A 25,190-nucleotide genomic window follows, 5' to 3' on the forward strand; every position below is an offset into this window, starting at 1 on the left:
AGTGCGGTACCCGGGGTCATCTGAGTACGCCGACTCAGCCGCCCGGGGCGCCGGGCGGCGAGGATCTTGGCGTGACTTCGTACCCGTGCCCGTATTGCAGTGTCGCGGCCGATGCGGCCGCCGGATGCCCCGGCTGTGGCCGTGGCCCCGATCCGGACGCTGTCGAGGTGGTTCGCCTCGACGGGCAGATCCGTCTCCTCACCCGGCGGCTTGCCGACACGGATGCCGAACTGCGCGAAACGTGGCGGTTGCGCCACGCCGCCGCGGCCCGGGTACGCGCCGCCGTGGCCTCGGCCACCCGCCCGGCCGCGGCACCCGCCCGTCCCGTCCCGGCCGGGGTGCCGGCCGGTGCGGCCTCCGGCTGGGCCGGGCCCATCGGCGGGCACGGCTCCCCGGCGGACGTTTCCAGCCGGGCAGAGGCTTCCGGCCGGGCGGACGCTTCCGGCCGGGCGGAGGCTTCCGGCCGGCTCGTGCAGAACGTGCTGTTCCTGCTCGGCGGCCTGCTGCTCGGGGTCGCCGCGATCGTGTTCACCGCGGTCGCCTGGGCGCAGTTCGGCGTGGGCGGCCGGGCCGTGCTGCTGGCCACGTTCACCGCGGCGGCGCTCGCCGCTCCGCTGGCCGCGCTGCGCCGCGGCCTGACCGCCACCGCGGAGACCTTCGCCGGGGTCGGGCTGCTGCTGGTACTGCTCGACGGGTACGCCGCCTGGTACGTCGACCTGTTCGGGGTGGCCAGATACTCGGCGCTGGCGTACGCCGGTGCGGTGTTCGCGGTCACCGCCGCGGTCGCCGCCGGATACGAGCACGTGACGGGACTGGTCGGGCCGCGGTTCGTGGCCCTGCTGTGCGCGCAGCCGGTGCTGCCGCTGCTCGTCGCGCCGCTGCACCCCGGGGCCACCGGGTGGGCCTTCACTCTTGCCGGGACGGCCGCGATCAACCTGGCCGTGATCTACCTGCGCGGCGTTCGTACGCCGCTGGTGCTGACCGCGTACGCGCTCGGCGCGGTCCTGCTCGCCGCGTCGGCGCTGGCCGCGCTGGCCGCCCTCGCCGTCGCCGGTTCCGCGGCCGTCGCGGCCGTGGCCGGGGCGGCGCTGTTCGCGGCGGCGGCGGTGGCCGTCGCGGGGGCGGTGGTCTCCGGATCGGTTCCGGCTCGCGCGGTCACCGGTTTCCTGGTGGTGGTGGCGCTGGGTGTGGGCGCGGCCCGGGTGGCGGCCTTCGCCCCACAGGCTGCCACGGTGGCGGTCGCCGCCGTGGCCGCGCTGCTGGCCGTCGGCGTGGCGGTGGTGCAGCGGCATCTGCCCGCCGGGGTCCGGCCTGGGCCCTGGGGCGGTGCGGCCGTCGTCATCCTGGTGCCGTCGCTGTTCGCGGCGCTGCGGGCCGTCGCCGCGGCGGCAGACACGTGGTCGCTGGCCCGGCCGGTGTTCGCCGCGCCGGTGGCCGCCGTCGACGGCGACCCGTGGCTGGCCGCCGTACTGGTGCTACTGGCCACCGGGGCCGCCGTGCTGCTGCCGCGCGCCGCGCGGGCCGCGACGGCGGTCGTCGCTGCGGTGCCGGTGGCGTTCGCCGCACCGGCCGCGCTGCACCTGCCGTGGTGGTCGGCGCCCGGATTCGACCTGCTGGCCGCCGCGGCGGTGCTGGCCTTCGCGGCGCAGGCCGGGAGCGTCGGCGGCGCGGCCCACGGCGTCGCCGCGCGGATCGCCGAGGCGCTGCGTCCGGTGGCGCCCGGGCTGGTGCGGCGTGGTGTCGCGTTCGTCGCCGTCGTGCCGGTGGTGCACGCCGTCGGGGTGGGCCTCGGCCTGCCCGGCGTGGCGGCACTGACCCTGACCGGCGTGCTGGCACTGGGGATCGGGGCGGCGGTGGGCGCCGATGGCCGCCGCGACATCGGCGGGACCGCCCTCGCGGTCGGCCTGCTGGCCGTACCCGCGATCGGCTGGACGGGCGCCGCGGCGGCGGGACTGGACACGTCCACCCAATCGCATGCCGCGCTGGCCGGGGTGGCGCTGCTCGTCGCGGTACGTCACCTGGTGGCGGCGCGGTGGCCCGGCCACGGCGGCCACGCGCTGGCCGCCGCCCTGCTCGGCGCGGTGTCCGCGCCGCTGTGGACGCTGCTCTCGGACGACCCGGCCGGCCTGTACGCGGCGACCGGCCTGCTGCTCGTCGCGCTCGTCACCGTTCACCGGCCGCAGCACGGACGGTCCTGGGCTGCCGCGGCGGCCGCCCCGCTCGGGGTGGTGCTGCTGGGCGCGGTGGCGACCAGCCTGGTGAGCGTGCTGGTGCTGCCGTGGGGCTGGCTCGCCGACGTGTGGTCCGGCCGTCCCGCCGGGGTCGGGCTGCACCCGGACGGGCTCGGCCGGGTGCACGTCGCCGACGTTCTCGCCGTGACGTTGCTGGCGCCCGCGGCGGCCCTCGCGGCCGGGCGGCGCGCCGCGCACTGGGCGGCCTCGGCTCCGCTCGCCCTGATCGCCTCCCTGACGCTCGCGGCGGCCGGGGTGGGCTGGCCGGGCGTGCCCGCGGCCAGTCTCCTCGCCGGGCTGGCGGGGCTGCTGACGGTGGCGGTGCGCCCGCCGTGGCGTCCCGGCACCGGTGGGTTCGGGGCCACCGGTGCCGGGACGCGCCGCCACGGAGGGTCGTGGCAGACGGCGGGTGGGCTCATCACCGCCGTGACGTGCGCGCTGCTGACCGCGGCGGGGCTGGCCGGTGCGCTGCCGACCCGGTGGACGACCCTGGTGGCCCTGGGCGCGGTGCTCGCGGTCGGTGCGGCGGCCGGCGCCGCCGGGCGCGACCTGCCCGCACGGCTCGCGGGCTGGCTGGGCGCGGCCGGCGCGGGCCTGGCGTTCGCCTTCACGGCCGCGCGGGCCGCCGGGCTGCCGGTGGCGCACACCGCGATCCCGGTGCTGGGCGCGGCGGCGCTGGCGCTGGCGGTGGGGACGTTGCTGGCCGGGCGGCGCCCGGTCGAGGGACGGGCGTTGCAGGCTGCCGCGCACGGCGGCGCGGTCCTGGCGCTGCTGCTCAGCGAAGGAACCCGGTACGCCGCCGTGGTGTGCGCCCTGTGGGGCGTCGCCCTCGGGGTACGCGCGTTGCGGTCCGGCGCGGCGAACCGCCGGATCCACATCGTCGCGGCGGCCTGCGCGGAACTGGCCGGGTGGTGGCTGCTCCTGGACGCCCAGCGGGTGTCCACCGTGGAGGCGTACACCCTGCCTGCGGCCGCGGTGGCCCTGCTGGCGGGCTGGCTGGCCCGCCGCACCCGGGCCGACCTGTCGAGCTGGAGCGCGTACGCGGTGGCGCTCGGCGCGGCGCTGCTGCCCACGCTCGCCGTGGTGCTGGCCGGCGACGGACCGGTCCGGCGGCTGCTGCTCGGGCTGGGTGCGCTGGCGGTGGTGCTGCTCGGGGCCCGTGCCCGGCTGCAGGCGCCCGTGGTCACCGGCGCGGCGGTGCTCGGCGTGGTCGCCCTGCACGAGGCGGCGCTGATCTGGGACCTGCTGCCCCGCTGGATCCCGCTGGCCGCGGCCGGGCTGCTGCTCGTCGGCCTGGCCATGACGCTGGAGCGGCGGCGACGCGACCTCGCCCGGCTCCGCGCGGCGCTGCACCGCCTCACGTGAGATGACCCGGCTTCGGCGCCGAGGCGGGCAACTGCGTGGTGGCGCGGCCGGGCGGTTTCCCCGCCATCCATGCGCAGCGGTGTCACGCGGGCACCGCCGGGCCGGGACCGCGGTGGGCGGGCACCCCGTCGAGGACGGCCGGTAGCAGCTCGGCGAGCACGGCCACGCCGTCCGCGCTGAGCACGGACTCCGGGTGGAACTGCAGTCCGGCGAAGCCCGGCCCGCGCAGGGCGTGGACCGTGCCGTCGGTGTCGTCGCGGGCCAGCTCGACCCGGCCGTACGGGGTGTCCAGGGTGTCCGCACCGGCCGCCGCGGTGAAGCTGGCGTAGAAGCCGACCCGCCGGGTCACCCCGAACAGCGGCACGTCCCGGGCGACCCCCTGGTAGGGCTCGTCGCGGCGGTACACGTCCAGCCCGAGCGTGGCGGCCAGGATCTGATGGCCGAGGCAGACGCCGAGCATGGGGCGCCGCGCGGCCAGCAGCGAACCGGCGAGCCCGCGCAGCGCGACCATCTTCGGGTCGGTGGCGCTGCCGGGATCGCCGGGGCCCGGGCCCACGACGACCAGGTCCGCGTCCGGCACGGCGACAAGCGGGCGTCCCTGGTGCGGCGGCGCGGCGGCGTCAGCGAGGCCGGTCGGCTGCTCGTGCCAGGGCACGACCGTGACGACCAGGCCGAGCGCGCGGAGCTGGTGGGCCAGCATCGCGGTGAACGTGTCCTCACCGTCCACAATGACGGCGTGCCGTCCGGCCAGGGCGTCCACCGCCAGCTCGCCGGGGCGGCGCTGGTCGAGCCAGAAACGGGCGAGGCGGTCGTTTCGCGCGGCCAGCGCCGCCCGTACCCGTGGGTCGTCGGTGGCCGGGCGGGCCGTCGCGGCGGACCGGGCCGCGGCGGGCCGCAGGCCCAGCGCGGCCATGATTCCCGCGGCCTTGGCGTGCGTCTCCGCGATCTCCCCGGCGGGTGTGGAATGCCGCACCAGGGTGGCGCCGACCGGGATCCGCAGCGTGCCGTCCGGGCGGATCTCCGCAGTGCGGATGAGGATCGGGGCGTCCAGGGTCTGCTCGCCCTGCTCGTCGTGGCCGAGCAGGGCGAGCACTCCGGCGTAGTAGCCGCGGCCGCGGCCCTCGTGGCGGGCGATCACCCGGCACGCGTTCTCCAGCGGGCTGCCGGTGACGGTCGGCGCGAACATGGTGGCCCGCAGCACCTCGCGCACGTCCAGGTTGCCGCGTCCGGCCAGCAGATACTCGGTGTGGGTGAGATGGGCCATCTCCTTCAGGTACGGCCCGACCACCTGGCCGCCGTGCTCGGCGACCGCGGCCATCATCTTCAGCTCCTCGTCGAGCACCATGTACAGCTCGTCGATCTCCTTCGGATCGGTCAGGAAGTCGAGCAGGTCCCGGCCCTCGCCGTGACGGTGGGTGCCGCTGATCGGGTTCATCATGGTCAGTCCGTCGGCGACACTGACGTGCCGCTCGGGGGTGGCGCCGACCAGGATGCGCTCGCCGGTGTACACGAGGAACGTCCAGTACGCCCCCTGCTCGCCGGTGAGCAGCCGCCGGAACGCGGCCCGGGCGGCGGTCAGGGGGTCGCCGCCGAGGGTCGCGGTGAAGACGCGGTGGATGACGAAGTTGGCGCCCTCGCCGGCGCCGATCTCGTCGCGCAGCACGTCCGCGACGATCCGGCCGTACTCGTCGTCCGGGATGTCGAAGCCGCCGGTGGCGGCGACCGGCTGGTCGGGGAGTTCGGCGAGCAGGTCGGCGACCGGCACCCGGCGGTGCTCGGCCACGCGCAGGCACTGCAGTGGCGCGCCGTCGTCGACGCAGGCGAAGCCGCGCTCGCCGATCTGCCGGTACGGCACGAGCGCCAGCGTGGCCGGGCCCGGCCGTCCCGGCGGCAGGGGGATGTCGGCGAGCGTGGCGGCGGTGACGACGTCGCCGGTGAGCACGTCGATGTGCTCGGCGCCGTCGCGGTGCAGGTAGGCGAAGGGCTGCATGGTCATCCTCGGGCGTTTTGAGGCCGCCGCCCGAGGTGCGGGCCATACGACGACGGCCGCCTCGGGGAGGCGGCCGCGGTGGTTGGGGAGTTACACGCGGGAGGGCAGGGCCGCCGGGTCGGCGGGCCACCACATGCTCAAGCGCGCGTACATGCGGCGAAGCTTACGGGGTGACCTGGTAGCAGCGCCAGCTCCGCTGGTCGGACGCGTCGAGCTGCCGGGCCTGGGCGGTGGAGCCGTACAGGTAGTGGCAGGCGTCGTCCATGTCGATGGGGCGGGGGTCGTCGAACAGGCTCAGGCAGAGCCACCCGTCCCGGGTCAGCGCGGCGGCCGTGCCCCGGCCCCCGACCGACCGGCAGTACCCGGCCAGGGCCCGGCCGAGGTTGTTCGGCCCGAGCAGCTGGGTCTGGCGCGGAGACGGGCTGCGCGAGGGCGGAGTGGGGCTGGACGGCGCCGGCGAGGTCCGGGCCGGGGTGCGGCGCACCGGGGTGAGACTGACCGTGGCGGCCCGCAACGGCCGCCGGGTGATGGTGGCGCTCGGTTCGGCCGGTGCGGGCGTGGGCGACGGGCTGGGGGTGGTGGTCGCGGGGGCCGGCACGAACAGGGCCGGAGCGGCGAAGCGCTCGTTGGCGCGCGACTGGAGTTCGTGCAGCACGATCAGCGTGACGTCGATGACCACCGTGACCGCCAGCGCGACGAGCACCGCGCGGCGTAACCAGGAGCCGCTGGCGGGCTGTTCTCCGGACCGCCGGGGGATGGGCGGTCGCTGGGCGGCGCGGGAATCGCGGTGCCGGCCGGGGACCTCGTACGGCGGCACCCACACGCTCCCTGACATCGGTGATCGGTCACCCTGGCGGGCGGCCAACCCACCGTAGAGGTGCGGGACGGCGGATGCGGTCAGACATTTCGTTGCCGTGTGCGAGCGGAAGGTTGATCGTCGGGTTCGGCCGTACGGCTGATCATCTGCCGGATCGTCGCCGGCCGGACCGTGCCGGAGGGGCCGCCGGTGGCGACGCCCGGCGGGTCACTCGGGGCGGAACGCCTCGAGGATCGCGTGGCGGGCCCACTGCATGCGGGTCAGTGCGCAGTCGGGGTGCTCACCGAACTCCTGCGCGACCAGGGCGGCGCAGCCCTGCTCACCGAGCCGGTCCACCGTCGCGGTGACGGCTTCGCGGATCAGCTCAGGGCTGGGCTCCTGAGAACGCTGCAGGTCAGAGACGAACAACGCCTCGGTGCGGGTGTCGTAGTCGATAGCGGTCATCGGATCCCCCTGGAACGGCTCGCTGTGCGAGTGGTCACTACAGCAGACCCGCGCGGGGCTGCAGCCCCGCTGCTCACCGGTTGCCGTCGGGTTGCGCTGATCCAGCTCCTACTGTTCGTAGGTCTCCAGGAACCGGCGCAGCCGGTTCGTCGCGTCGTCCAGCACGTCGACCGGTGCGAGGAACACCATCCGCAGATGGTCCGGGGTGGGCAGGTTGAAACCGGTGCCGTGGGAGAGCAGCAGCAACTGCTGCTCCAGCAGGTCGATGATGAGCCGCTGGTCGTCGCGGATCTTGTGCACCGCGGGGTCGAGGCGGGCGAACAGGTACAGCGCCCCGCGCGGCTGCACGCAGCTCACCCCCGGGATCTCGGTGAGTCGCTGCCAGGCGTGGTTGCGCTGTTCGTACAGGCGTCCACCCGGACGGATCAGGGTGGCGATGCTCTGGAACCCGCCCAGGGCGGTCTGCACCGCGTGCTGGGCCGGGACGTTCGGGCACAGCCGCATGTTGGCCAGCAGCTGCACGCCCTCCAGGTAGTCCGCGGCGTGCGTGGTGGGCCCGCTGATCGCCATCCAGCCGGAGCGGAACCCCGCCGCCCGGTACGTCTTCGACAGCCCGCTCATCGTGATGACCAGCAGGTCCGGGGCCAGGGCGGCGGCGCACTCGTGGACGGCGTCGTCGAACAGGATCTTGTCGTAGATCTCGTCGGAGAGCACCAGCAGGCCATGCCGGCGGGCGATCCCCAGCAGCCCGAGCAGGGTCTCGCGCGAGTACACGGCCCCGGTCGGATTGTTCGGATTGATGATCACCAGGGCGCGGGTACGCGGCGTGATCTGCGCCGCGACATGCTCCAGGTCGGGCGCCCAGTCCTGCGTCTCGTCGCACCGGTAGTGCACCGCCCGGCCACCGCACAGCGTGACCGCGCCGGTCCACAACGGGTAGTCCGGGCTCGGCACCAGCACCTCGTCACCCGTGTTGAGCAGCGCCTGCAACGTCATGACGATCAGCTCGGAGACGCCGTTGCCGAGGAACACGTCGTCCGGCTGAACCCCCTCCACGCCCAGCGTCTGGTAATACTGGGCGACCGCGACGCGGGCGGAGTAGATGCCGCGGGCGTCGCTGTAGCCCTCGGCGTCGGGCAGATTCTGCACCATGTCGGCGACCATCGGCTCGGGCGCGTTCAGGCCCCACGGCGCCGGGTTGCCGAGGTTGAGCTTGAGGATGCGGTGCCCCGCGGCCTCCAGTTCCTGGGCGCGCCGCAGCACCGGGCCGCGGATGTCGTACCGGACGTCCCTGAGCCTGTTCGCCTGCGCCACCATGCGCCCAGCCTAGGCCGTCAGCGGACGGGGGCCTGCGCTGGTTGGGGATGGCGCAGCCCGGGGTGGCCGGGCGGCAGGCTACGGCGGATCACCCACCAACTGGCCGCCAGGCAGGAGGCCACGAGTGGCCAGGTCAGCGCGACCCGGGCGACGCCGAGCGCCACCACCTGACCCGTGGCGTACAGCGGGAGGAACACCGCCACGCGCACCGCGTACTGGGCCACCCAGACCCAGCTGCCCCGCGCGTACGCCCGGAGCAGGGCGGGATCGCGGCGCCACCGGGTGCGCTGCCCCAGCACCGCCCCGACCACCAGCCCGAGCAGCGGCCAGCGCACCACGATGCTCAGCGCCCAGACCAGCGCGCTGGCCGCGTTGCTCAGCAACTGCAGCAGGAAGAAGTCCTCGGCCCGGCCGGTGCGCAGCGCGACCAGCGCCGCCACGCACACGCCGAGCAGGCCGACCAGGACGGCGCGCGGCCGGTGGCCGCGGCGCAGTCGCCAGGCCGCGACCCCGAGCGCGGCCGCGATCGCCGCCACCGCGCCGATCCCCACGGACCGGCCGGCGGCGAGCCAGCCCACCACGAACACCGCCGGGGGTACGGTCGCGTCCAGCGCGGCCCGCCGCCCACCCAGCAGACCGGCCAGCGATTCCGGCTGCGTCACGCCCCACCCCTGCCGTCGAAGTTAGGACAGCCTAACCGGTCGGGGTCGGGGTCTTCTGCGCCCGGTCGGGTGCCCGGGATCCGGCCGCCGGGGCGGGGCCGGCGCGGCGCCGGTGCCAGCGCAGCGGGCCGGGATGCAGGCTCCACCACACGCGGCGCCACCACGGTCGGTGCGCGCGCAACGCGGCCGCGTACGCGACGGCCTGGTCACCGGCCCGCAGCGCCTGCTGGCGGTCCGCAGCGCCGGGAGCGAACAGCAGCGAGTTGACACCCGCCACGAGGTCGTCCAGTGGAGGCAGCGGATCCGGGCCCGCCTGCCCTGCGCGGGGTGGCGGGGCGGCCCGGCGCAGGCGCCCGGGCGGTGGTGGTTCATCCGCTCCCGCCGCGAACCGGGCCACCTCGGCAGCCGACAGGTGCCCCGGCACCGGCCGGCCCGCCAGCCGCAAGGCGTCGGTGACCTCGTACCAGGCGCCGGTGATCCGCTCCGCGGGGCCGCCCCGGGTCAACCGCCGTTTGCGCTGGGCGCGCCGCAGCCCCGCCACGGTCGCGGCGGCGGCCATGAGCACGAGCAGCACCGTGCCACCGGCGCCACCGGCCACCACCGGGGCCGACACCCCACGGTGCGGGTCGGCGGCGGGCGCGGTCGGCGTGGCCGACGCCGTCGGGCTGTCGCTGGGCGTGGGGGCGTCCGAGGTGCTCGGCGGCGTCGTGGGCGGCTTGGGGGTGAAGTCCTCCTCGACCGGCCGTGGTGGCTGCCGGCTCTTGGGCAGCGGGTTGAAGGGGACCCACCCCAGGTCGTCGAAGAGGATCTCCGGCCAGGCGATCGCGTCGCCTGCCGTGACCGTCCCGCCCTGCGCCGGCGCGTCGAAGCCCACCACCACCCGGCTGGGCAGGCCGGTCAATCGCGCCAGCAGCGCGAACGACGCCGCGAACTGCTCCGACGTCCCCACCTGGCCGCCGCGGTCCCGCGGGCCGAACAGGAAGAACGACAGATTCGGGTACGCGTGCCCGCTCGGCGCGTCCGGCACCTGGCGGTAATGCTCGGCGAGGAAGTCCTCGATCGCCACCGCCCGGTCGTACGCGGCCCCGTTGCCGTCGGCGAGCTGATCGGCCAGCCGCTGGATCTCCGGTGGCGCCGCGGCGCCGACCGCCAGATACCGGGCCACGGCATCCCCGGCCGGGGTGTCCGCCGTGGGCAGCAGGTTGAGGTCCGGGAGCTGCACCTGCGAGGTGACCGAGTAGCGCAGTCCCGGGGAGAGCCCCTCGGGGCGGATCAGCGTGCCCGTCGCCGGATCGAACGCCACCCGCGCCCCCGAGACCGTGGCGGGGGTGGGCACCGCGGGAAGCAGGCGGCCGGTGAGGCCCTCGACGCGGATCTCCTGGCGCACCTCACGAACCTCGGCGCCCGGTGACGCAGCCTGCGTGGGCAGCACCCGGCCCGCGTTGCGGTACGTGGCACCGACCCGCCAGGTCACGCCGTCGAAGTCGGGCAGGACCGCCAGCCGCAACCGCACGGGCCGGCGCTGGCCGCCTGCGCCCTTCCCCGGGCCGGCGTCACCGTCCGGACCGCCGGATCCGTCGGTTTCCGGGCCGGAGGTTCCGTCGTCGGCCGGTGTGGCCGTGGACGGGCGTGGGGCGGGCGGCGACCCGGTCACCGTCGGGTCCGGGCTCACCTCGAGCAGCCGCTGCCCGGGGTCCAGCGCCCACCCGGAGATCCGGTTGAGCGGACTCTCGTCGAGGCTGTCCACCTGCGGCGGTTGGACGTACCGTCGCGGGTCTGCCGGGGTGGCCGAGACCTTGTCGCTGACCCATGGCCCGACCAGCGCGACCATCCCGACCAGCACCGCGAGGCCCGCGGCCAGGCCGAGCAGGGCGCGCCCGCGCACCGCGGCGCGCGTGCCTGCGGGCAACCCCGCGTCCGGCGCGACGGGGGCCGCGTCCGATGTGGCGGATCCCGGTACGGCGGCGGCGTCCGGCCGGGCGGTGGCCGCCAGCGCCACCACGACCAGACCCGCGAACACGAGGGTGGGCCGCCCCACGGCCGACTCGTTGGGGCCGACGACGTACAGGGCGCCCGCATACAGCAGCACCGGAGGCAGGCAGCCGAGCAGCACCCGTCCGGTGCGCAACGCCAGTTCGGCACCCGCCAGCCCGGCCAGCCAGGCCGCCACGACCGGCACGATCACGGTGTCCGGGGTCGGCTCGACCGGGATCATCGCGGTGAGCAGGCGCGGAATGCCGTTCGTCAGGGCGTCGGTGAGGACCGTGGGCAGCGGGTCGGTCAGCGCGGCATGCGCGGCGGCCAGGCGCACGGCCCAGACCGCGTACCCGGCCAGTGCCAGCACCGACAGCGGCGCCACCGTCCACGACGGCAGTCGTCGCACCGCCACACTGACGCCCACCGAGCCGATCGCCGCACCGGCCACCAGTTGCGCCAGCAACGCGTCGGCGTAGATGCGGCCCAGCGCCAGCCCGGCGAGGGCGACCAGCCCGATCAGCGCCAGCGGCGCCACCGCGGCGCGCAGCCACCTCACCATCCGCGCACCCCGTCCCAGGCGGCCGCGAACTGGGTGCCGTCCTCCGCCTCGATGACGATAAGGCCGTCGGAGGCCGAGACCGGCGCGGCGTCGCGGTCGCCGAACAACCCGGCCAGCACCACCGGGTACGGCCCGCGCAGGCCGCTCACCGCACCCAGGTCGGCCCGCCCGCCCGGACCGGTGAGGAAGACCAGCGTGTCCCCGAGGCGCTGGGCGCGCAGGTGCCGGAGCCGCTGGGCCAGATCACCGGGCCGCAGCGCCGCCTCGGTGAGCACGTCGAGATACGGCCCGGGCGCGGGACCCGACACCAGATGCAGGCTGACCGGCAGGTCCTCGCGGACCGCGGCGGCCACGATCGACGCGGCCGCCTCGCAGGCCGCCTCGAACGACTCGGCCGCTCCGGCGCGCGCACCCGGGTGGGCGGCGGCCCGGTCGTCCAGCACCACCACGATCGTCGGCTCGCTGGTGTCGAGTTGTTCGCGCACCATCAGCTCGCCGACCTTCGCGCTGCTGCGCCAGTGCACGCGGCGCAGCTCGTCGCCGACGACGTACTCACGGAGCGAGTCGAACGTGATCGTGCCGTGCGGGACCTTGTCGATACGCCCGTCGAGGCTGCGCGCCATCCCGGCGGGGACCGCGCGCAGCAGGTGGATGCGCGGGTGCACCCACACCGTCGTCGCCGCACCGAACGTGCGGGACAGCCGCATCAGGCCCAGCGGGTCACCGCGGGTCACCCGCAGCGGACCGACCGGCACCACGCCACGGCGTACGGTCGGCACGGGATACTCGACCGTCGTGTCGCGCCCGGGGCGCAGCCGCAGCAGCGGTACCGGGACACTCGCGCCGCCGCAACGGTCCGTGGCGACGAGGTTCGCGGACCGCAGGCGGCTGGTGTTGCGTACGGTCAGTGACATCCGGGCGGGCTCGCCCCGCGCCACCCGGTCGGGATCGGCGATCCGGTCCACGCCCAGCCGGGGCCGCCATGCCGCGAACCCGGCCGCGCACAGCACCGCGATCGCCGAGGCCGCGCCGAGCAGGGCCAGGTCGGGATAGCCGAAGCGGAACCCGGCGACGAGCAGCGCGACCGCCGCCACCGCGGCACCGGCCCCGCGCCCCGTGATGCCCCGCAACCGCACGCCCCGTCCGGAGCCGGAGCGTCCGCGTGCGTGTGGTGCGCCCTGCGGGCCGGTGTCGCCGCGCGGGGTGGTCGCGCTCTGCGGCGCGACCGGGTCGGTCGGCGGGGTCACGCCCCGACGCGCTGGTTGTCGGGCAGCGGCACCGGCACGGAACGGACCGCGTCATCGAGGACCTCGGCCGCGGTCACCCCGCGCAGCTGCGCGTCGGCCGATAGCAGCACCCGGTGCGCGAACACGGGCCCGAGCAGCGCCTTGAAGTCCTCCGGCAGCACGTAGCCGCGGCCGTTGATCAGCGCGTACGCCGACGCCGCCCGGGTCAGCGCGATGACCCCGCGAGGGCTCACGCCGACGCGTACCTGCGGATGGTTGCGGGTGGCGGTGGCGAGCCTGACCGCGTAGCTGTACAGCGGGTCGGCGATGTGCACCCGCAGGGCCATGCGGGCCATCTCGCCGACGGTCGCGGTGTCGGTGACCGGCTCGATGGCCTCGGGGGAGCGTGCCGCGGCACCCCGGAGGACCTCGACCTCGACGTCCTCGTCGGGATAGCCGACGGACAACTTGACCAGGAACCGGTCGAGCTGCGCCTCGGGCAGCCGGTACGTGCCGTCCATCTCGACGGGGTTCTGGGTGGCCACCACCAGGAACGGCTGTGGCACCGGGTGCGGTACGCCGTCGACCGTGACCCGCCGCTCCTCCATGACCTCCAGCAGCGCCGACTGGGTCTTGGGCGAGGCGCGGTTGATCTCGTCGGCGATGACGATGTTCGCGAACACCGGCCCGGGATGGAACTCGAAGCCGCGACTCGCCTGGTTGAAGATCGTCACGCCGGAGACGTCGGAGGGCAGCAGGTCCGGGGTGAACTGGATGCGCCGCCACTGCCCCTGCACGCTCGCGGCCAAGGCCCGCGCCAGGGTGGTCTTGCCGACCCCGGGCACGTCCTCGAGCAGCACGTGACCTTGCGCGAAGAACGCGGTCAGGGCCAGCCGGACCACCTCGGGCTTGCCGAGCACGACCCCGCCGATCCGGTCGGCCAGCTGAGCGGCGACGGCGGCGAAGCCCTGAACGTGCTGTGGGGGAAGGGTTTCGTTGTGCACTGCGTGAACCTCGGGGGATGCGACGTCAACAGGTGGGAAGGTTGCCCAGGTCGTCTCCACCGTCCAGGTTGAGCCACGCCCACGGGATGTAGTTCTTGCCTGCGTAGTTCACCTGGATCCACCAGGTGCTGCGCTTGTCGTGGTTGTAGATGTACGCGTACACCTCTTCACCGGACTTCTTGCAGTACGCCTCCAGCCGGGTACCCGGCTTGGCCCACCCGACCTGCTTGGCGTTGTCCTGCCGGGTGACGCTGAAGATCTCGTTGCCGTTGCGCCCGGAGACGTCCGCGTCGCAGTAGTGGGCGGTGTCGCCGCTCTCGCCGTTGTTGCAGGTGGCGGTGCCCAACAGGGCATCGGTCTGCTGGACCCGGGTCTTGCTGACCGCGCCCGCGGCGTTCTTCGCCGTGACCGTGAACGTGTACTTCGTGCTCGGCTTCAGGTTGCCCACCTTGAGGCTCGAGCAGCTGCCGGAGGCCTTGCCGCCGCCGTTGTCCGAGGTCATCGCGCAGGTGGCCGTGCCGCCACCCGCGTTGACGTTGAACGCGACCGTGGCCGTGTCGAACGTCGCCGACGAGCCCGTGATCGTCACGACGGGCTGGGCGACGGTGCGGGCCGTGGCCGTGCCCGGTTCGCTGTCACCGGCCTCGTTGACCGCCCGGACCTCGACCGCGACATTCTCGCCCGCGCCGAAGCCGTTGAGCGTCACGGAGGTGCTGTCGGTGACCTCCGTCGTCCGGCCCCCTGCGCTCACCGTGTACTTGGTGATCGGGCGACCGTTGTCCGCTGGTGCGGACCAGGCGACCCGGATCGTCCCGGCCTGGTCGCCGACCGTCGCCGCGTCGACGTTCTCCGGGCGGCCCGGCTTCGCGAACGGCACCACGCTGTCACTGATCGGCGACGCCTTCGACCCGGCACCGCGCTCGTTGACCGCGACGACGGTGAACGCGTACTGCTTGCCGTACTCCAGCTGGCCGTCCTTGATGGTCAGCGACGTGCCGTCGGTGACATCGCCGGCCGGGGCGTTGGTGCCCTCGGCGATCGCGGTGACCGTGTAACGGGTGATGTTCAGGCCCTGGCCGTTGGCGGCGGGCCAGCTCACCACGACGGTGCCGTCCGGCTTGGCCTCGGCGTTCACGGACTCCGGCGCGTCCGGCACCTCGGCCGTCGGGCGCACCGCGTTGCTCTCCCGCGGGGGTCCGTCGCCCTTGCGGTTCACCGCGTGCACCGCGAACGTGTACGTCTCACCGTTGGTCAGACCCGTGACGTTCAGCGAGCGCTGATCGGCGCCGACCTGGAACGTCTTTCCCGCGCCCGCCACCACGTACTTGGTGATCGCCGCGCCGTGCGGGTCGGCGGCCTGCCAGGTCACCCGGGCCTCCGCGTTGCCCGCGGCGGCGCGCACGTTGCGCGGGGCGCCCGGCTTCTCGGCCTGCGGCTTGCGCGGCTTCGGCGGCGGGGGCGGGGGAGTGGGAGGCGTCGGCGGGGCCGGCGGCGGGTCGCCGCCGAGCACGTCGTCGGCGTACTTGTCGACCGTCCGCACCGCATGCGCGTTGTCCACGACCCGGGCGGTCGAGGCGCCCGGAGCGTTGATGAACAGGTAGTTCTCCCGGACCTCGAGCTCCAGCGGACCGCCGGGCCGCTTGATCGCGATGCCCTCCTGCGGCCGGCCCGCGGCGTCGAACACGTGCACCGAGCCGGTGTCGCCGTCGGCGACGTAGAAGTAGCCCTCCCACGCCACGGCCGGCTGCAACTGCTCACCCTGGCCGGGGACCGCGAAGTCGCGGGTCGCTCCCGAGTCGCTGACCGTGAACACGTGCCGCGCGTCCGGCACGGTCACCGGCACCACCAGCCCGTCGGTGTGGGGGGCGAGCGAGCCGGGCCCCGACAGCTTGAGCTGGGTGGTCCGCTTGTCGCTGTCGTGGACGGTGGTCAGCGCGTTGGTCGTCCGGTTGAGCACCGCGACGCCGGAGTCGAGCGTCGAGATCGCCAGGTCGTGGCTGGGCGGCGCGACCGCGGTCGTGGAGATCAGCCGCGGCCCGGCGGGCCCGCCCGCCGCCTGCCCGCCGGAGGGCGCGTCGGACGGCACCGGCGCCGGCGTGATCGCCGAGACCGTGCCCTCGCTCGGGACGGCGATCCACAGCCGGCCCTTGCCGTCGAACGTGCCGCCGGTGATGCCGGGGGCGTAGTGCAGGGTCTCGCCGATCGCGTTCATCGTGCGCGGGTCGCGCTGGCTGACCTCGCCGCGCACCGCGTCGATGATGAAGACCGCGTCCTTGTTCATGGCGACGCTGACGCCGAGGCCCGAGCCGCTGGGAGCGTTCGCATACTCCTGCAGCGTGGTCAGGTCCATCGAGCTGATCTTGCCGGTGTTCACGTCGCGCAGGATGACGAACCGGTCGTTCTGGCTGACCTGCATCTGGTGGCCGCGGGCACCGGGCACGTCGACGCGGGTGTCCACCCGGGCGGTCACGCCGTTGATCCGGGCCATCTCGCCCTTGGTGCGGCTCCACACCCAGGACGCCGCGTCGAAGCTCGCGACAGCCTGGTCGGCGGACCCCAGCCCCAGCACGGTCAGGCCGAGGCCGGCGACGAGGCTGAGCACCGTACCCAGGGTGACCAGCCCGCCGCGGCTGCGGAGGCGGCGCCTGCCCTCGGCGATGATGGTGTCAGCACTGGTCACGGACCCGTGCCCCCTCCCGTTTGGCTGCTCAGCTGCCCGTCAGGACGCTGGCCATCATAGGGGTTCCCGGGCCCGCGTGGGTGCCCAGGTAGGCAACGTTGTGGATACGTGTGATCGCGCAGTGTGATCATCTACTGTGTCGCGGACGGTTGCGCGCCGCTTCCCGACCGGCTCGTGCAGGTCTGCGGGGAGCTGGCGAACTTGCTCGTGCTGTACACCGCGACCACCGCGATGCAGTACTCCAGCTCCGGGTTCAGCCCCTGCAGATCGAGCGACGTCTGTCCCGGCCCGACAGCTCCCATCTTCGTGAGCAACTGGCCGGAGCGCCCACCCATCACCACGAACGAGGTCATCCCGCTGGCCGGATCGGTCCAGGACACCTCGATGGAGGTGCCCGAGTCCCGCAGCCGCACGTCCGTCGGCGGGGCGCCGCCGAGGGTCGGCTGGTCCGGCTGGCGCGGGCGGTCGTTGCCGCGGGCCAGGACCACCACCAGGGCGACCACGGCGATCATCGCGGCCAGTACGGCCGCGATCGCGGCAAACAACGCGGGACCCCGGCGACCGGACGTGGACGCGACTGGCGCGGCCGCTGGCATCGCCCCCGGTGCCGGCGCCGGCACCGGGGGTGGTGCCGCGAAGCGGGAGGCAGGTGATTGCGGAGGCCCCGAAGCCGGAGCCGCGGCCGGTGGGGCGAACGGCGCCGGCATGGGTACGGCGGCAGGCCGGGGGGGCGGGGCGGTGGGGTGGGTGACCGGCCGTTCCTGCCCGGTCGGCGGGAACGGCGCTCCGGCGGAGGTGTTCGGCGCCGGGCGGGGCTCGACAATCGGCACGATCGCTGTGGCCTCGCTCAACGCGCCCCCGCCGGTGGTGTCCCGAGGCGTGGCGAGGCCGGGCGGAGCCTGTGGTGTCCCCCCGCCGGGATTGGCGGGCCCTGGTCCCGGCGTGGGGACGACCCGGGCGGCGGGCTCCTCCGGTTGCACTGTCGGCGACTCGTCGCCGAGAAACGCCCTGGCCCGCGCGACGGTCCAATGCCCCGCGCCGAGTACTGCCGGTCCGTTGTCGGCCACCCGGGAGAACGCCCGCCGCGCTTCGTGCCGGTTGCCCAGCTCCGCGGCCACCACGCCCAGGTCGTAGGAGATCGTCAGCATGAGCGGATCGGCGTCGCCGAGGCGCCACTGCCCGGCCGCGTACGCCTCCTCCAGCACCCGGCGGGCCGCCGCCGGGTCGTCCGCCTGCTGGTGCACGGCAGCCAACTGGTGCGCGGTGGCCAGGACTTCCGGATCGTCCTCGCCGAGGCCCGCCCGGCCCACCTCGACGGCGCGCTCCAGCACAGCGCGGGCTCCGGCCAGGTCGCCGGAGCCGGCGAGGGCCTGGGCGTGCTGCCGGGCGGCGGTCAGTGCGGAGGGCTGGGACACGCTGGCCATGCTGCCCGGTGTGGTGCCCCTGCGCCAGGCTAGTCGGCTGTGATCTGGGCGAAATGACCGGAAGATCCGTCAGATGGCGGAGCGGTGGGCCTCGGTGCGTGGTGTGTCTGGGGCCGTGTAGAGTGCTTTGCTGTGCGGCCCGCCGGGCTGCCGATCAACGGTGTAACCGCAGGTCGGCTCTGGCTGGGCTGGCATCAGCAGGTCCGGGTGGCGGAATGGCAGACGCGCTAGCTTGAGGTGCTAGTGCCCTTAACGGGCGTGGGGGTTCAAGTCCCCCCTCGGACACCAATCAGTGGGCTACAGACCACGTTTTCAAGAGTACTTGGACACGCGCTGGGCGCTCCCGCTGGATCTGCCGGTGAGGGCCTCGGTGGTCAATTGCGGCGCTCAGCTCAAGAGCGTGCCGCGCCTCCTTCCAATGCGGTCGGCTATGCCTCACCGGGTGGGGTGGTCGCGGTGACCGCCGCGCGGGTGGTCGCGCCGCTAGCCCTCCCAGCACGGCCGGGCCTGACGCGGGCCCGGGCGGCTTCTGGGCCGGGCGCGCGGAGGGTCGCGATCCCCCGGCTGGCGGCGGCGCGGGCCCGAGCGTCCATGTACGCCGTCTCGGTGGTGGACGACCGGGGACGGATCGCCGTACACGGTGTGCTGCCGGCGCTGGGCTGGCATCCCGATGCCAAACTGGCTGTCCGACCGCGGGCCGGCCTGATCCTCGTGGTCCCCGACGGTAGCGGCAACTGCCAGGTCGACCGGAAAGGCCGGCTGCGGATCCCCATCAGGCTACGTCGCTGGTGCGGACTGCCTCTGGGGTCCCGGGCGTTGCTGGTCGCCGATCCGGAGACCGGACAGTTGGTGGTTCATCCGTCGGCGGCGCTGGACAGGATGATCAATCGCCGCCATGCTGAAGTGTTCGGCGGTGACCCGGCATGAAAGCGGAAACCGCTGGCAGCGGCCGACCGGAAGTGGACGCCGCGCTGTTATTACTGGCCAAGCTGGGGCTGTCGCCCGATGATCTGGTCACCGGTGCCGCCGCAGCCCGGCCGCTGGTGCCGACATTCGCCGAGTTCGTCCCGCAGGTCGCCGCCGCGACCACGGCCGGGACCCTGAAGGCGTACGGGACGTACTGGAACCGGGTGGTCGAACGGTGGGGATCACGGCGGCTGGACGAGCCGACGCCGCTGGAGATAGAACAGCTCGGCAAGCAGCTGCGGGCCGGCCGGGTGATCCGCCGCAACGGCCGCGGTGGCGCCGGCGCGGAGGAGAACTACATCGCGGCGATGCGGTGCCTGTACCGGCGGGCCGTTGCGAACGGGCTGCTGAGCGAGGCGGAGAACCCCGCGGCGCGGGTGGCCAAGCCGAAACGGCGGCCGAGTGGCCGCCGGGCGCTGACCGATTCCCGGCTGGCGGAGATCAACGAGGTGGCGGCGACGACTGGCAATGATCCGGCGCTGGACTCGTTGCTGCTGCGGTTCCACACCGAGACGGGGTGCCGCCGCGGCGGTGCCCTGAACCTGCGGCGTCGTGACTTGGATGTCAAGCAGTGCCTGGTGTTGCTGCGGGAGAAGGGCGAGACGCAGCGGTGGCAGCCCGTGTCACCGACCTTGATGCGTCATCTGCTGGCGCACTGGCAGGAACGCGGGGGCGACGACGCGCTCCGTGAGGCCCCGCTGCTGCGGTATGGCAATGGCCGTCCGCTTACCTATCGCCGCTATGACCATCTCTGGGTGCGGGTTGGCGAGCACCTGCCATGGGCGGCTACGCAGGGCGTTAGCGCGCACTGGCTGCGGCACACGGTGATCACGTGGGTGGAACGCACCTTCAGCTATGCGGTGGCGCGTGAGTTCGCTGGGCATACCGGTTCCGGCGACGCTGGCAGCACCGCCACCTACATCAAGTCAAACCTAGGCGAGGTTGCCGCCGCGGTCGCCGCGTTGACCGGTGAATCGCACCCCCTTGCACCGGAGGCGGACATCTAAGAAGGGGGCGGGTGCGGTGGTGCGGGGCCGAAGTCGGGGCGCTGTGAGTGTGTCTCGGGTTCGGCCCTGTGCGGCGCAGCCGATGCGCACCGCTTCAGGTTGCAAGGGAGGCTTCGGGCTGTTCAAGCAATCCGGACACCGAGACTTGAGTCGATATCACTGGTCGGCCTCGGCGCCCGACACGCCTTAGTGGGATTCGAGCGGACGACCGACGGATTACAAAGACAGACACGCAACCACCTTGGGCCGCTCCAAGTTCGTTCCGTGCGCAGGGTCCGATCGCCACGATGCCGCGAGGTGCTGGCTGGCCCCTGGGGAGCTGGGGTGCCACGCGGGCGCCAGCGGCAACCATCGAGATGTTGTTGTCAACTGGGCAATCTCGAGCTGCACAGCGCCTAATTGATCTTCCCAGGTTTTGGAATTACAATTGCCAGTTCTTTCGAGGCAACGAACCTCTGTACAGGACACGAGCTTTCTCGGCCGTCTACGATTGAATCGGTCGCCTCGGTTACCACAACGGGTTCACTGAGCGTGCCGTCGATAGCAATGCCAGAAAGTTGCGTTCCAGGCAAGCAGCTCGCCGGTATTTTGGCGCGCGACAATTTGGTCTGATTGCCGATAAGATGCACCGCGACGGGTAAGGGTGCAGCAATTGATGGGGGCTTGGATGTTGGCCATCCGAGAGTGACCGCGAATGCGATGACCGCCACGGAGAACACGATTCCGCCGCCGCCTGCGACGAAGCGGGATAAACGATTGTACTCGGCGCGACAAATTTCTGCACGCACGAATTCGCAGATCAGGTTCAGTCGCGCCGCAATCTCAGCCCTACTATCTGATTTACTGCCTTCATCGTTTGTGTCACTTGTTGTGCCGGATTCACTCTCCCGGGATTGTTGGTACGCTGCGAATACTGACTGGGTCGAATCATAGTCGCCCAGTAACCACTCGCGGTTGACCGATATCTGGGCAAATGCGGATCGCATGGCCTTGCTCGGAAGCCGGCCTAGCTTAATTCTTGGTTTTGTCACCATTCGTTCGGCCAGTTCGCAGTCGAGGATGTCACTAACCGTCGTTCGGCCGACAATCAGCACTTCACTGGCCCGGCGTAGGATTATTCCGACAACGACCATGGCTATGCTGAAGAATATAATAGTAAGCGCCACGACTAGCGGTGAATCAGTGTGCTTACCTACGTCTCCAATTTGCAGTCCAGCAACAAGTGTGGCCGCGACGGCCCCAGCGACCGCTACAAGCCACTGGGCTGCGGTCCGCACGGACGATACCTCGGCCGTCAGTCCAGGGGGTCTTACTGAGTCCGGCACGCGCTCAGCAGACCGGGACACAACACTCACATCGACATTTTAGGTCGTCTTCTGGTCTGAGTCGGCATAAATTCCGACAAGTAGTTGGACGCTTCGGCTAAGGTTGGAGCTTAGCTTGCCGATAGCGGGAGTTTCCTCAACATCGCGAAGCACTCAGGAGGTTGGTGGCCGTGACTCATGCCGGAGAAGCCTCCGTTCCACGGATTGTAGGCGTTCGCGAGTTGGCGCATAGCGCAGACTCGATTATCCGCGAGATCACCCAGAGCGGGGAGTCGGTGTTCTTGACGCATCATGGCCGCTTCGTGGCAATGATCACCCCACTGGAAGCTGGCGCAGTCGAATCTACGGCTCTCGCGTTCGCTGCGGCTGAGGAGGGTTATCTGGAGGAGCCACGTGACGGGGAGCCGCAGGCCCCAGCCGGTGCCGCGCCTGCATCGGCACGTAACCTGTCTGTGGCGGACGCCCGTCGGCAGCTCCAACGATAGAGCGGTCAGCGCCGGATCATAGTATGTGGTCTGATGGTCGGAAGGAGTTTCTGCCGTTTAGCCCCTTCTGGCCCATCCTGGGTATATAACTAGCCTCGTGGCTGCCTACCTTTCGGATATCGGACCGAAAGCGCAGGATGTACTTAAGGGCCTGTCTCCGATGCTGGGCTTCGCCATCCTGCACGTTATCGAGAACGAGCTTCGGATGGAGCCGCGGCCGAACAACCCCAACGAAGGTAGCGGCCTGCACCCTCAAATACCCCTGCCCTATGCGCCAGTTGATAACCGTCTCCGATGGCGTCGGTGCATTACTGAGCAGGCCCTCGCGTTGCTGGAAAATGGACTTGATCCCGGCCCGGCAGTCGAAGACGCATGCCAGTACCTCATTTTCTACCGTGTACCGCGTGCCTTTGGGCTGGGCCACATATCGGAGCGCTTCCTCACCTTCGAGGTTGTGGATCTTGTACACAACGACAGAGTTGCTCACTTGTACACCCTGGCAATGCGACCTGCCAAGACTGATTCGAGGGCCAGGGACAACCCAGGACCGCGTTCCTCGTAAGCTCCGTCGCACCCGTTAGCCAGGCCATCTTGTCTAGCGCCTTGTGCGACATGGTGTAAACGATCGGTGCCCCTAGGATCTGGGCGGTCAGCGTCGTGGCGGAAATTGAGTCGGCCTGGCAGGGCGAGTCCGGCACAATTCCGTGCGTGGAGCGCGCCTACTTCGACGAGTCCGCGAACTCGGGTGAGAATCTTGTGGATCCGCATCAGCCGGTGTTCGCGCTGGCTGCGGTGTGCCTGAGCGCAGAAGAGGCTGCGACGCTGGTGCAATCCGTGCAGTCCCGACTGCCGCGGCGGCAAGGCGAACCGAAGTACAGCTCGCTGGTCAGGAGCCGAGCCGGCCGCGCGGCGTTGCTGTCCACCCTGGAGTCCTTGCAGCCCGGAAAGGCCTTCAACTTCTTTGCCCACAAGCGGTTCATGATCGTGTCGAAAATGATCGATCTCCTGATCGTCGAGCTAGCTTTCGAGGACGGCTACGACATGTACGCCGACGGGTCGGCAGTTGCCCTGGCCAACTTGATGTACATGGCTGGGCCCGTACTCGGTGACGGCGGTGCCTTTGAGCGCATGCTTGGCGCCTTTGTGGACGCCCTGCGGCCGAACCGCCCGACATCGCTTAACGACTTGTTCAGTTCCATATCGGCGTACCGGGCGACAACCCGGGATGGGCTAGGCGATTGGGTCGCGCTCTTGGTGGCCGCGCGCCGCCAGGCGGAGTCGCTGATCCGGTCAATCGAAGCAAGGAAGGTTAGCGACACGCTCGACCCCGCCTTGCCATGCCTCGTGAGGCTATGCGATGGCGTTGCCGACAAGATCGGCAGGTTTCATCTGATCCACGATCATTCGAAGATCATTTCCAAACATGCCTCACTGCTCATGAATATCGATGAACTTCCGCCCGTCACGCCGAACCTGGCGCTGAAGTTCCCGGTGGCTGACATCACCTTCGCTGACAGCGCAACGACGCCCCAGTTGCAGGTCGCGGACTGGGTCGCGGGCGCCAGCCGTCACGTTGCCCATGCCGTCGTGACGGGAAGCTCCGACCCATATACGAGTTCTCTGAAGCCGATGGCGGAATCCTGGATGGTGGACGGTATTTGGCCGAATCCGGACTTGATCGTGACACCACGAAGGCTCTAAGTCCGGTACGCCCCCCACGCCCGTTAGGACCTTGCGATGCCGATGCCGCCTTCTCCGTGCGGCATCGGGCCGGCCCGCTCGTAGACCAGTCCAATGACCGGTGTCGACGACACGACGTGGATCCTTCTCGCGGTGCGGTTCAGGTGAGTGGATGGGGTTCTCCGGTGAGGGCTTCGAGGGCGATGGCGACTTCGTAGAGGTCGGCGCGGACGTAGGTGGCGGTGACGCCGAAGTCGGTGCGGCTGTTGTGTCCGGCGTAGGCGCGGGCGACGCCGTAGCCGTAGTGGCGTTCGACCCAGGTCAGGGTGGTGTGGCGCAGCCAGTGGGTGCTGATCTGCTGGGTGGCCACCCAGGGCAAATACCCGCCGAGGCGCTGCCACAGGCGGTCGTAGCGGCGGCGGCTGATCGGTCTGCCGTTGATGTAGCGCAACAGCGGCTTCCGAGGTTCGTCGTTGCCTCGCTGGTTGTGGTGGAGGCGTAGCTGCCGCATGAGGCTGGGGGACACGGGCTGCCATCGGTCGGTTCCGCCTTTCTCCCGGAGTCGGATGAGGCATTGGGTGGGGTCGAGGTCGACGGGGCGTAGAGCGAGTGCGCCGCCGCGCCGGCAGGCGGTTTCGACGTGGAGCCGGATGAGGAGGCCGTCGAGGTCGCGGTCGTTGCCGGTGGTGGTAGCGGTGTGGTTGATGGCGGCGAGTTGGGTGTCGAGCAGGGCGCGGCGGGCGCTGGGAAGCCTCCGGGGTTTCGCGACACGGATAGCGGGGTTGCGCTGCTCCGGAAGATGGCCGTCGGCGATGGCGTGGCGGTAGAGGCAGCGCATGGCGGCGATCAAATGTTCGGCAGCGAGGTGCCCACCGCGGGCGTTGCTGCGGACCACAACGGTCTTCTTGGTCTGCTCGGCGAGGGTTTGGATCTCCGTGGCGGTGGGCTCGTGCAGCCGCCGGTCGCCCCACTGGTCGAGGATGCGGTTCCAGTAGGTCTGGTAGACCTTGCGCGTCCCCGTGGCGACGGCGGCGGCGACGCGGGGGATGTACTCAGCGAAGGTTGGCACGTCGGCATCGGCCGGGATGGGGCCGGCGAGTTGTTCGATGGTGACGCCGAGGCGGTCGAGCAGCAGCCGCGCGGCTTCGATCTCCGCGGTGGTGGCGGGGTCGGTGCCGGTCATTGTGGTTCCTTGGTGGTGAGGGTGGCGTGGTAGGCGGCGGTCATCGCGTCGAGGGCTCGGGGGAGGTATGCGACGAGGACGCCTTCGGCTGGGTGCGCGACGACGAGGAGGCGGTCTCCGGTGCTCAGGCGGCATGCGTGCCGGAGGTCGGCGGGCAGACGCAGGCGGCCTCGTGTGTCGATGGTGTCGTGGCCGCCCAGGCTGACGGCGATGATGCCGGCGGTGGGATTCGCGGAGATGCAGACCGGCGTGCCAGGATGCCAGTCCAACGTTTTCAGTGGTGTGCGATCGCAGAGCCGGCCTTTGTCGTCGATGGTGCTGACCGTGCGGTATCGCGTTCCGTTGTCCGTGCTGGTGTCGAGGAACTCGACCAGCGGCAGCGGTGCTCTCCTGCGCGATGTCGCCCTCAAGTCAGCTGGCTCCGGGCCGGTGGCGATGCCCGCGGAGTGCAGCAGGCTACGCACGCGGGGCCGTTGTGGGACGCCGACCCCGACGCCGGCGGCGGCGGCGCGTGGCCGGCCGCTGTGGGGCAGGTGAAGGACGCCCGGACTGCCGGTCGGGGGGTACGGCGCCGTGCTGCCGGTACCTGGCGTGCCGAGCATGTCGTCAACGAGCGAGGTCAGCGTCGCCCGGAGCGTGTCTGACCCGCCGGCCGTGCTGCGCGTGCGGTGGTTGTCCGCCGAGGTCATGACGCCCCCTTCGCTGAATCGATTCGGAAGTCCGCACCTACGGGGTTCTTGCGGTGGCCTTGGCATCCGCCGCTGCCGGCAAATCGCCCTTGGCCTGCCCTGGTCGCTGTTGGGCGCCGACGGCCGGCGCGGCAGCAGCCCTTTGGCCGCCCCTCCTGG

18 protein-coding genes and 1 tRNA gene are annotated in these 25,190 nt (G+C 72.1%); 5 read left to right on the plus strand and 14 right to left on the minus strand.

From position 1 onward, the window contains the following. Positions 1 to 167 precede the first annotated feature (167 nt). Positions 168 to 3,596, plus strand: coding sequence for an SCO7613 C-terminal domain-containing membrane protein (locus tag ACMCNO_RS12450; protein ID WP_412749564.1), 3,429 nt, complete (start codon positions 168 to 170; stop codon positions 3,594 to 3,596). 82 nt (positions 3,597 to 3,678) lie between these two features. On the opposite strand, the gene ACMCNO_RS12455 is transcribed toward ACMCNO_RS12450, so the two are convergent. From ACMCNO_RS12455 to ACMCNO_RS12500, 10 genes are all read right to left on the minus strand, one after another. Next, complete coding sequence (locus ACMCNO_RS12455) at positions 3,679 to 5,586, minus strand: anthranilate synthase family protein (protein ID WP_412753686.1); 1,908 nt, start codon at positions 5,584 to 5,586, stop codon at positions 3,679 to 3,681. 163 nt (positions 5,587 to 5,749) lie between these two features. Beyond that, positions 5,750 to 6,403 (minus strand): hypothetical protein, encoded by a 654-nt coding sequence (locus ACMCNO_RS12460; protein ID WP_412749565.1) that lies wholly within the window; start codon positions 6,401 to 6,403, stop codon positions 5,750 to 5,752. Between the two features lie 207 nt (positions 6,404 to 6,610). After that, complete coding sequence (locus tag ACMCNO_RS12465) at positions 6,611 to 6,847, minus strand: hypothetical protein (RefSeq protein WP_412749566.1); 237 nt, start codon at positions 6,845 to 6,847, stop codon at positions 6,611 to 6,613. Positions 6,848 to 6,955: 108 nt separating this feature from the next. Continuing rightward, positions 6,956 to 8,164 (minus strand): pyridoxal phosphate-dependent aminotransferase, encoded by a 1,209-nt coding sequence (locus ACMCNO_RS12470; RefSeq protein ID WP_412749567.1) that lies wholly within the window; start codon positions 8,162 to 8,164, stop codon positions 6,956 to 6,958. Between the two features lie 17 nt (positions 8,165 to 8,181). Next, a complete protein-coding gene (locus tag ACMCNO_RS12475; protein WP_412749568.1) occupies positions 8,182 to 8,826 on the minus strand; it encodes a DUF3159 domain-containing protein in 645 nt (214 codons plus the stop codon). A gap of 31 nt (positions 8,827 to 8,857) precedes the next feature. After that, positions 8,858 to 11,362 carry a transglutaminaseTgpA domain-containing protein gene (locus tag ACMCNO_RS12480; RefSeq protein ID WP_412749569.1) on the minus strand — a complete coding sequence of 835 codons (2,505 nt, stop codon included), beginning with the start codon at positions 11,360 to 11,362 and terminating at the stop codon, positions 8,858 to 8,860. Further along, a complete protein-coding gene (locus ACMCNO_RS12485) occupies positions 11,356 to 12,492 on the minus strand; it encodes a DUF58 domain-containing protein (RefSeq protein WP_412753687.1) in 1,137 nt (378 codons plus the stop codon). Before ACMCNO_RS12485 ends, ACMCNO_RS12480 begins: the two co-directional genes overlap by 7 nt. Before the next feature lie 113 nt (positions 12,493 to 12,605). Further along, a complete protein-coding gene (locus ACMCNO_RS12490) occupies positions 12,606 to 13,592 on the minus strand; it encodes an AAA family ATPase (protein ID WP_412749570.1) in 987 nt (328 codons plus the stop codon). 25 nt (positions 13,593 to 13,617) lie between these two features. Further along, positions 13,618 to 16,272 carry a fibronectin type III domain-containing protein gene (locus tag ACMCNO_RS12495; RefSeq protein WP_412749571.1) on the minus strand — a complete coding sequence of 885 codons (2,655 nt, stop codon included), beginning with the start codon at positions 16,270 to 16,272 and terminating at the stop codon, positions 13,618 to 13,620. A gap of 131 nt (positions 16,273 to 16,403) precedes the next feature. Further along, positions 16,404 to 17,687 carry a tetratricopeptide repeat protein gene (locus tag ACMCNO_RS12500; protein ID WP_412749572.1) on the minus strand — a complete coding sequence of 428 codons (1,284 nt, stop codon included), beginning with the start codon at positions 17,685 to 17,687 and terminating at the stop codon, positions 16,404 to 16,406. Between the two features lie 210 nt (positions 17,688 to 17,897). Here ACMCNO_RS12500 and ACMCNO_RS12505 point away from each other — a divergent pair. From ACMCNO_RS12505 to ACMCNO_RS12515, 3 genes are all read left to right on the plus strand, one after another. Further along, a tRNA-Leu gene (locus ACMCNO_RS12505) sits at positions 17,898 to 17,984 on the plus strand. A 303-nt stretch (positions 17,985 to 18,287) separates the two neighbouring features. Next, positions 18,288 to 18,623, plus strand: coding sequence for an AbrB/MazE/SpoVT family DNA-binding domain-containing protein (locus tag ACMCNO_RS12510; protein ID WP_412749573.1), 336 nt, complete (start codon positions 18,288 to 18,290; stop codon positions 18,621 to 18,623). Next, positions 18,620 to 19,669, plus strand: coding sequence for a tyrosine-type recombinase/integrase (locus ACMCNO_RS12515; RefSeq protein WP_412749574.1), 1,050 nt, complete (start codon positions 18,620 to 18,622; stop codon positions 19,667 to 19,669). Before ACMCNO_RS12510 ends, ACMCNO_RS12515 begins: the two co-directional genes overlap by 4 nt. A gap of 395 nt (positions 19,670 to 20,064) precedes the next feature. On the opposite strand, the gene ACMCNO_RS12520 is transcribed toward ACMCNO_RS12515, so the two are convergent. Further along, on the minus strand, positions 20,065 to 20,802 hold the full coding sequence (locus ACMCNO_RS12520; protein ID WP_412749575.1) for a hypothetical protein: 738 nt from the start codon (positions 20,800 to 20,802) through the stop codon (positions 20,065 to 20,067). A gap of 693 nt (positions 20,803 to 21,495) precedes the next feature. Further along, the gene (locus ACMCNO_RS12525) at positions 21,496 to 21,966 is read right to left on the minus strand and encodes a hypothetical protein (RefSeq protein WP_412749576.1); all 471 of its coding nucleotides are present in this window, start codon (positions 21,964 to 21,966) and stop codon (positions 21,496 to 21,498) included. Between the two features lie 221 nt (positions 21,967 to 22,187). Here ACMCNO_RS12525 and ACMCNO_RS12530 point away from each other — a divergent pair, with 221 nt between their 5' ends. Then, the gene (locus ACMCNO_RS12530; RefSeq protein ID WP_412749577.1) at positions 22,188 to 23,180 is read left to right on the plus strand and encodes a DUF3800 domain-containing protein; all 993 of its coding nucleotides are present in this window, start codon (positions 22,188 to 22,190) and stop codon (positions 23,178 to 23,180) included. 139 nt (positions 23,181 to 23,319) lie between these two features. On the opposite strand, the gene ACMCNO_RS12535 is transcribed toward ACMCNO_RS12530, so the two are convergent. Together ACMCNO_RS12535 and ACMCNO_RS12540 are read right to left on the minus strand one after the other, a co-directional pair. Further along, positions 23,320 to 24,342, minus strand: coding sequence for a tyrosine-type recombinase/integrase (locus ACMCNO_RS12535; protein WP_412749578.1), 1,023 nt, complete (start codon positions 24,340 to 24,342; stop codon positions 23,320 to 23,322). Continuing rightward, positions 24,339 to 25,031 carry an AbrB/MazE/SpoVT family DNA-binding domain-containing protein gene (locus tag ACMCNO_RS12540; RefSeq protein ID WP_412749579.1) on the minus strand — a complete coding sequence of 231 codons (693 nt, stop codon included), beginning with the start codon at positions 25,029 to 25,031 and terminating at the stop codon, positions 24,339 to 24,341. Before ACMCNO_RS12540 ends, ACMCNO_RS12535 begins: the two co-directional genes overlap by 4 nt. Positions 25,032 to 25,190 lie beyond the last annotated feature (159 nt).

It is taken from the genome of Krasilnikovia sp. M28-CT-15, assembly GCF_047159595.1.
GTDB lineage: Bacteria > Actinomycetota > Actinomycetes > Mycobacteriales > Micromonosporaceae > Actinoplanes.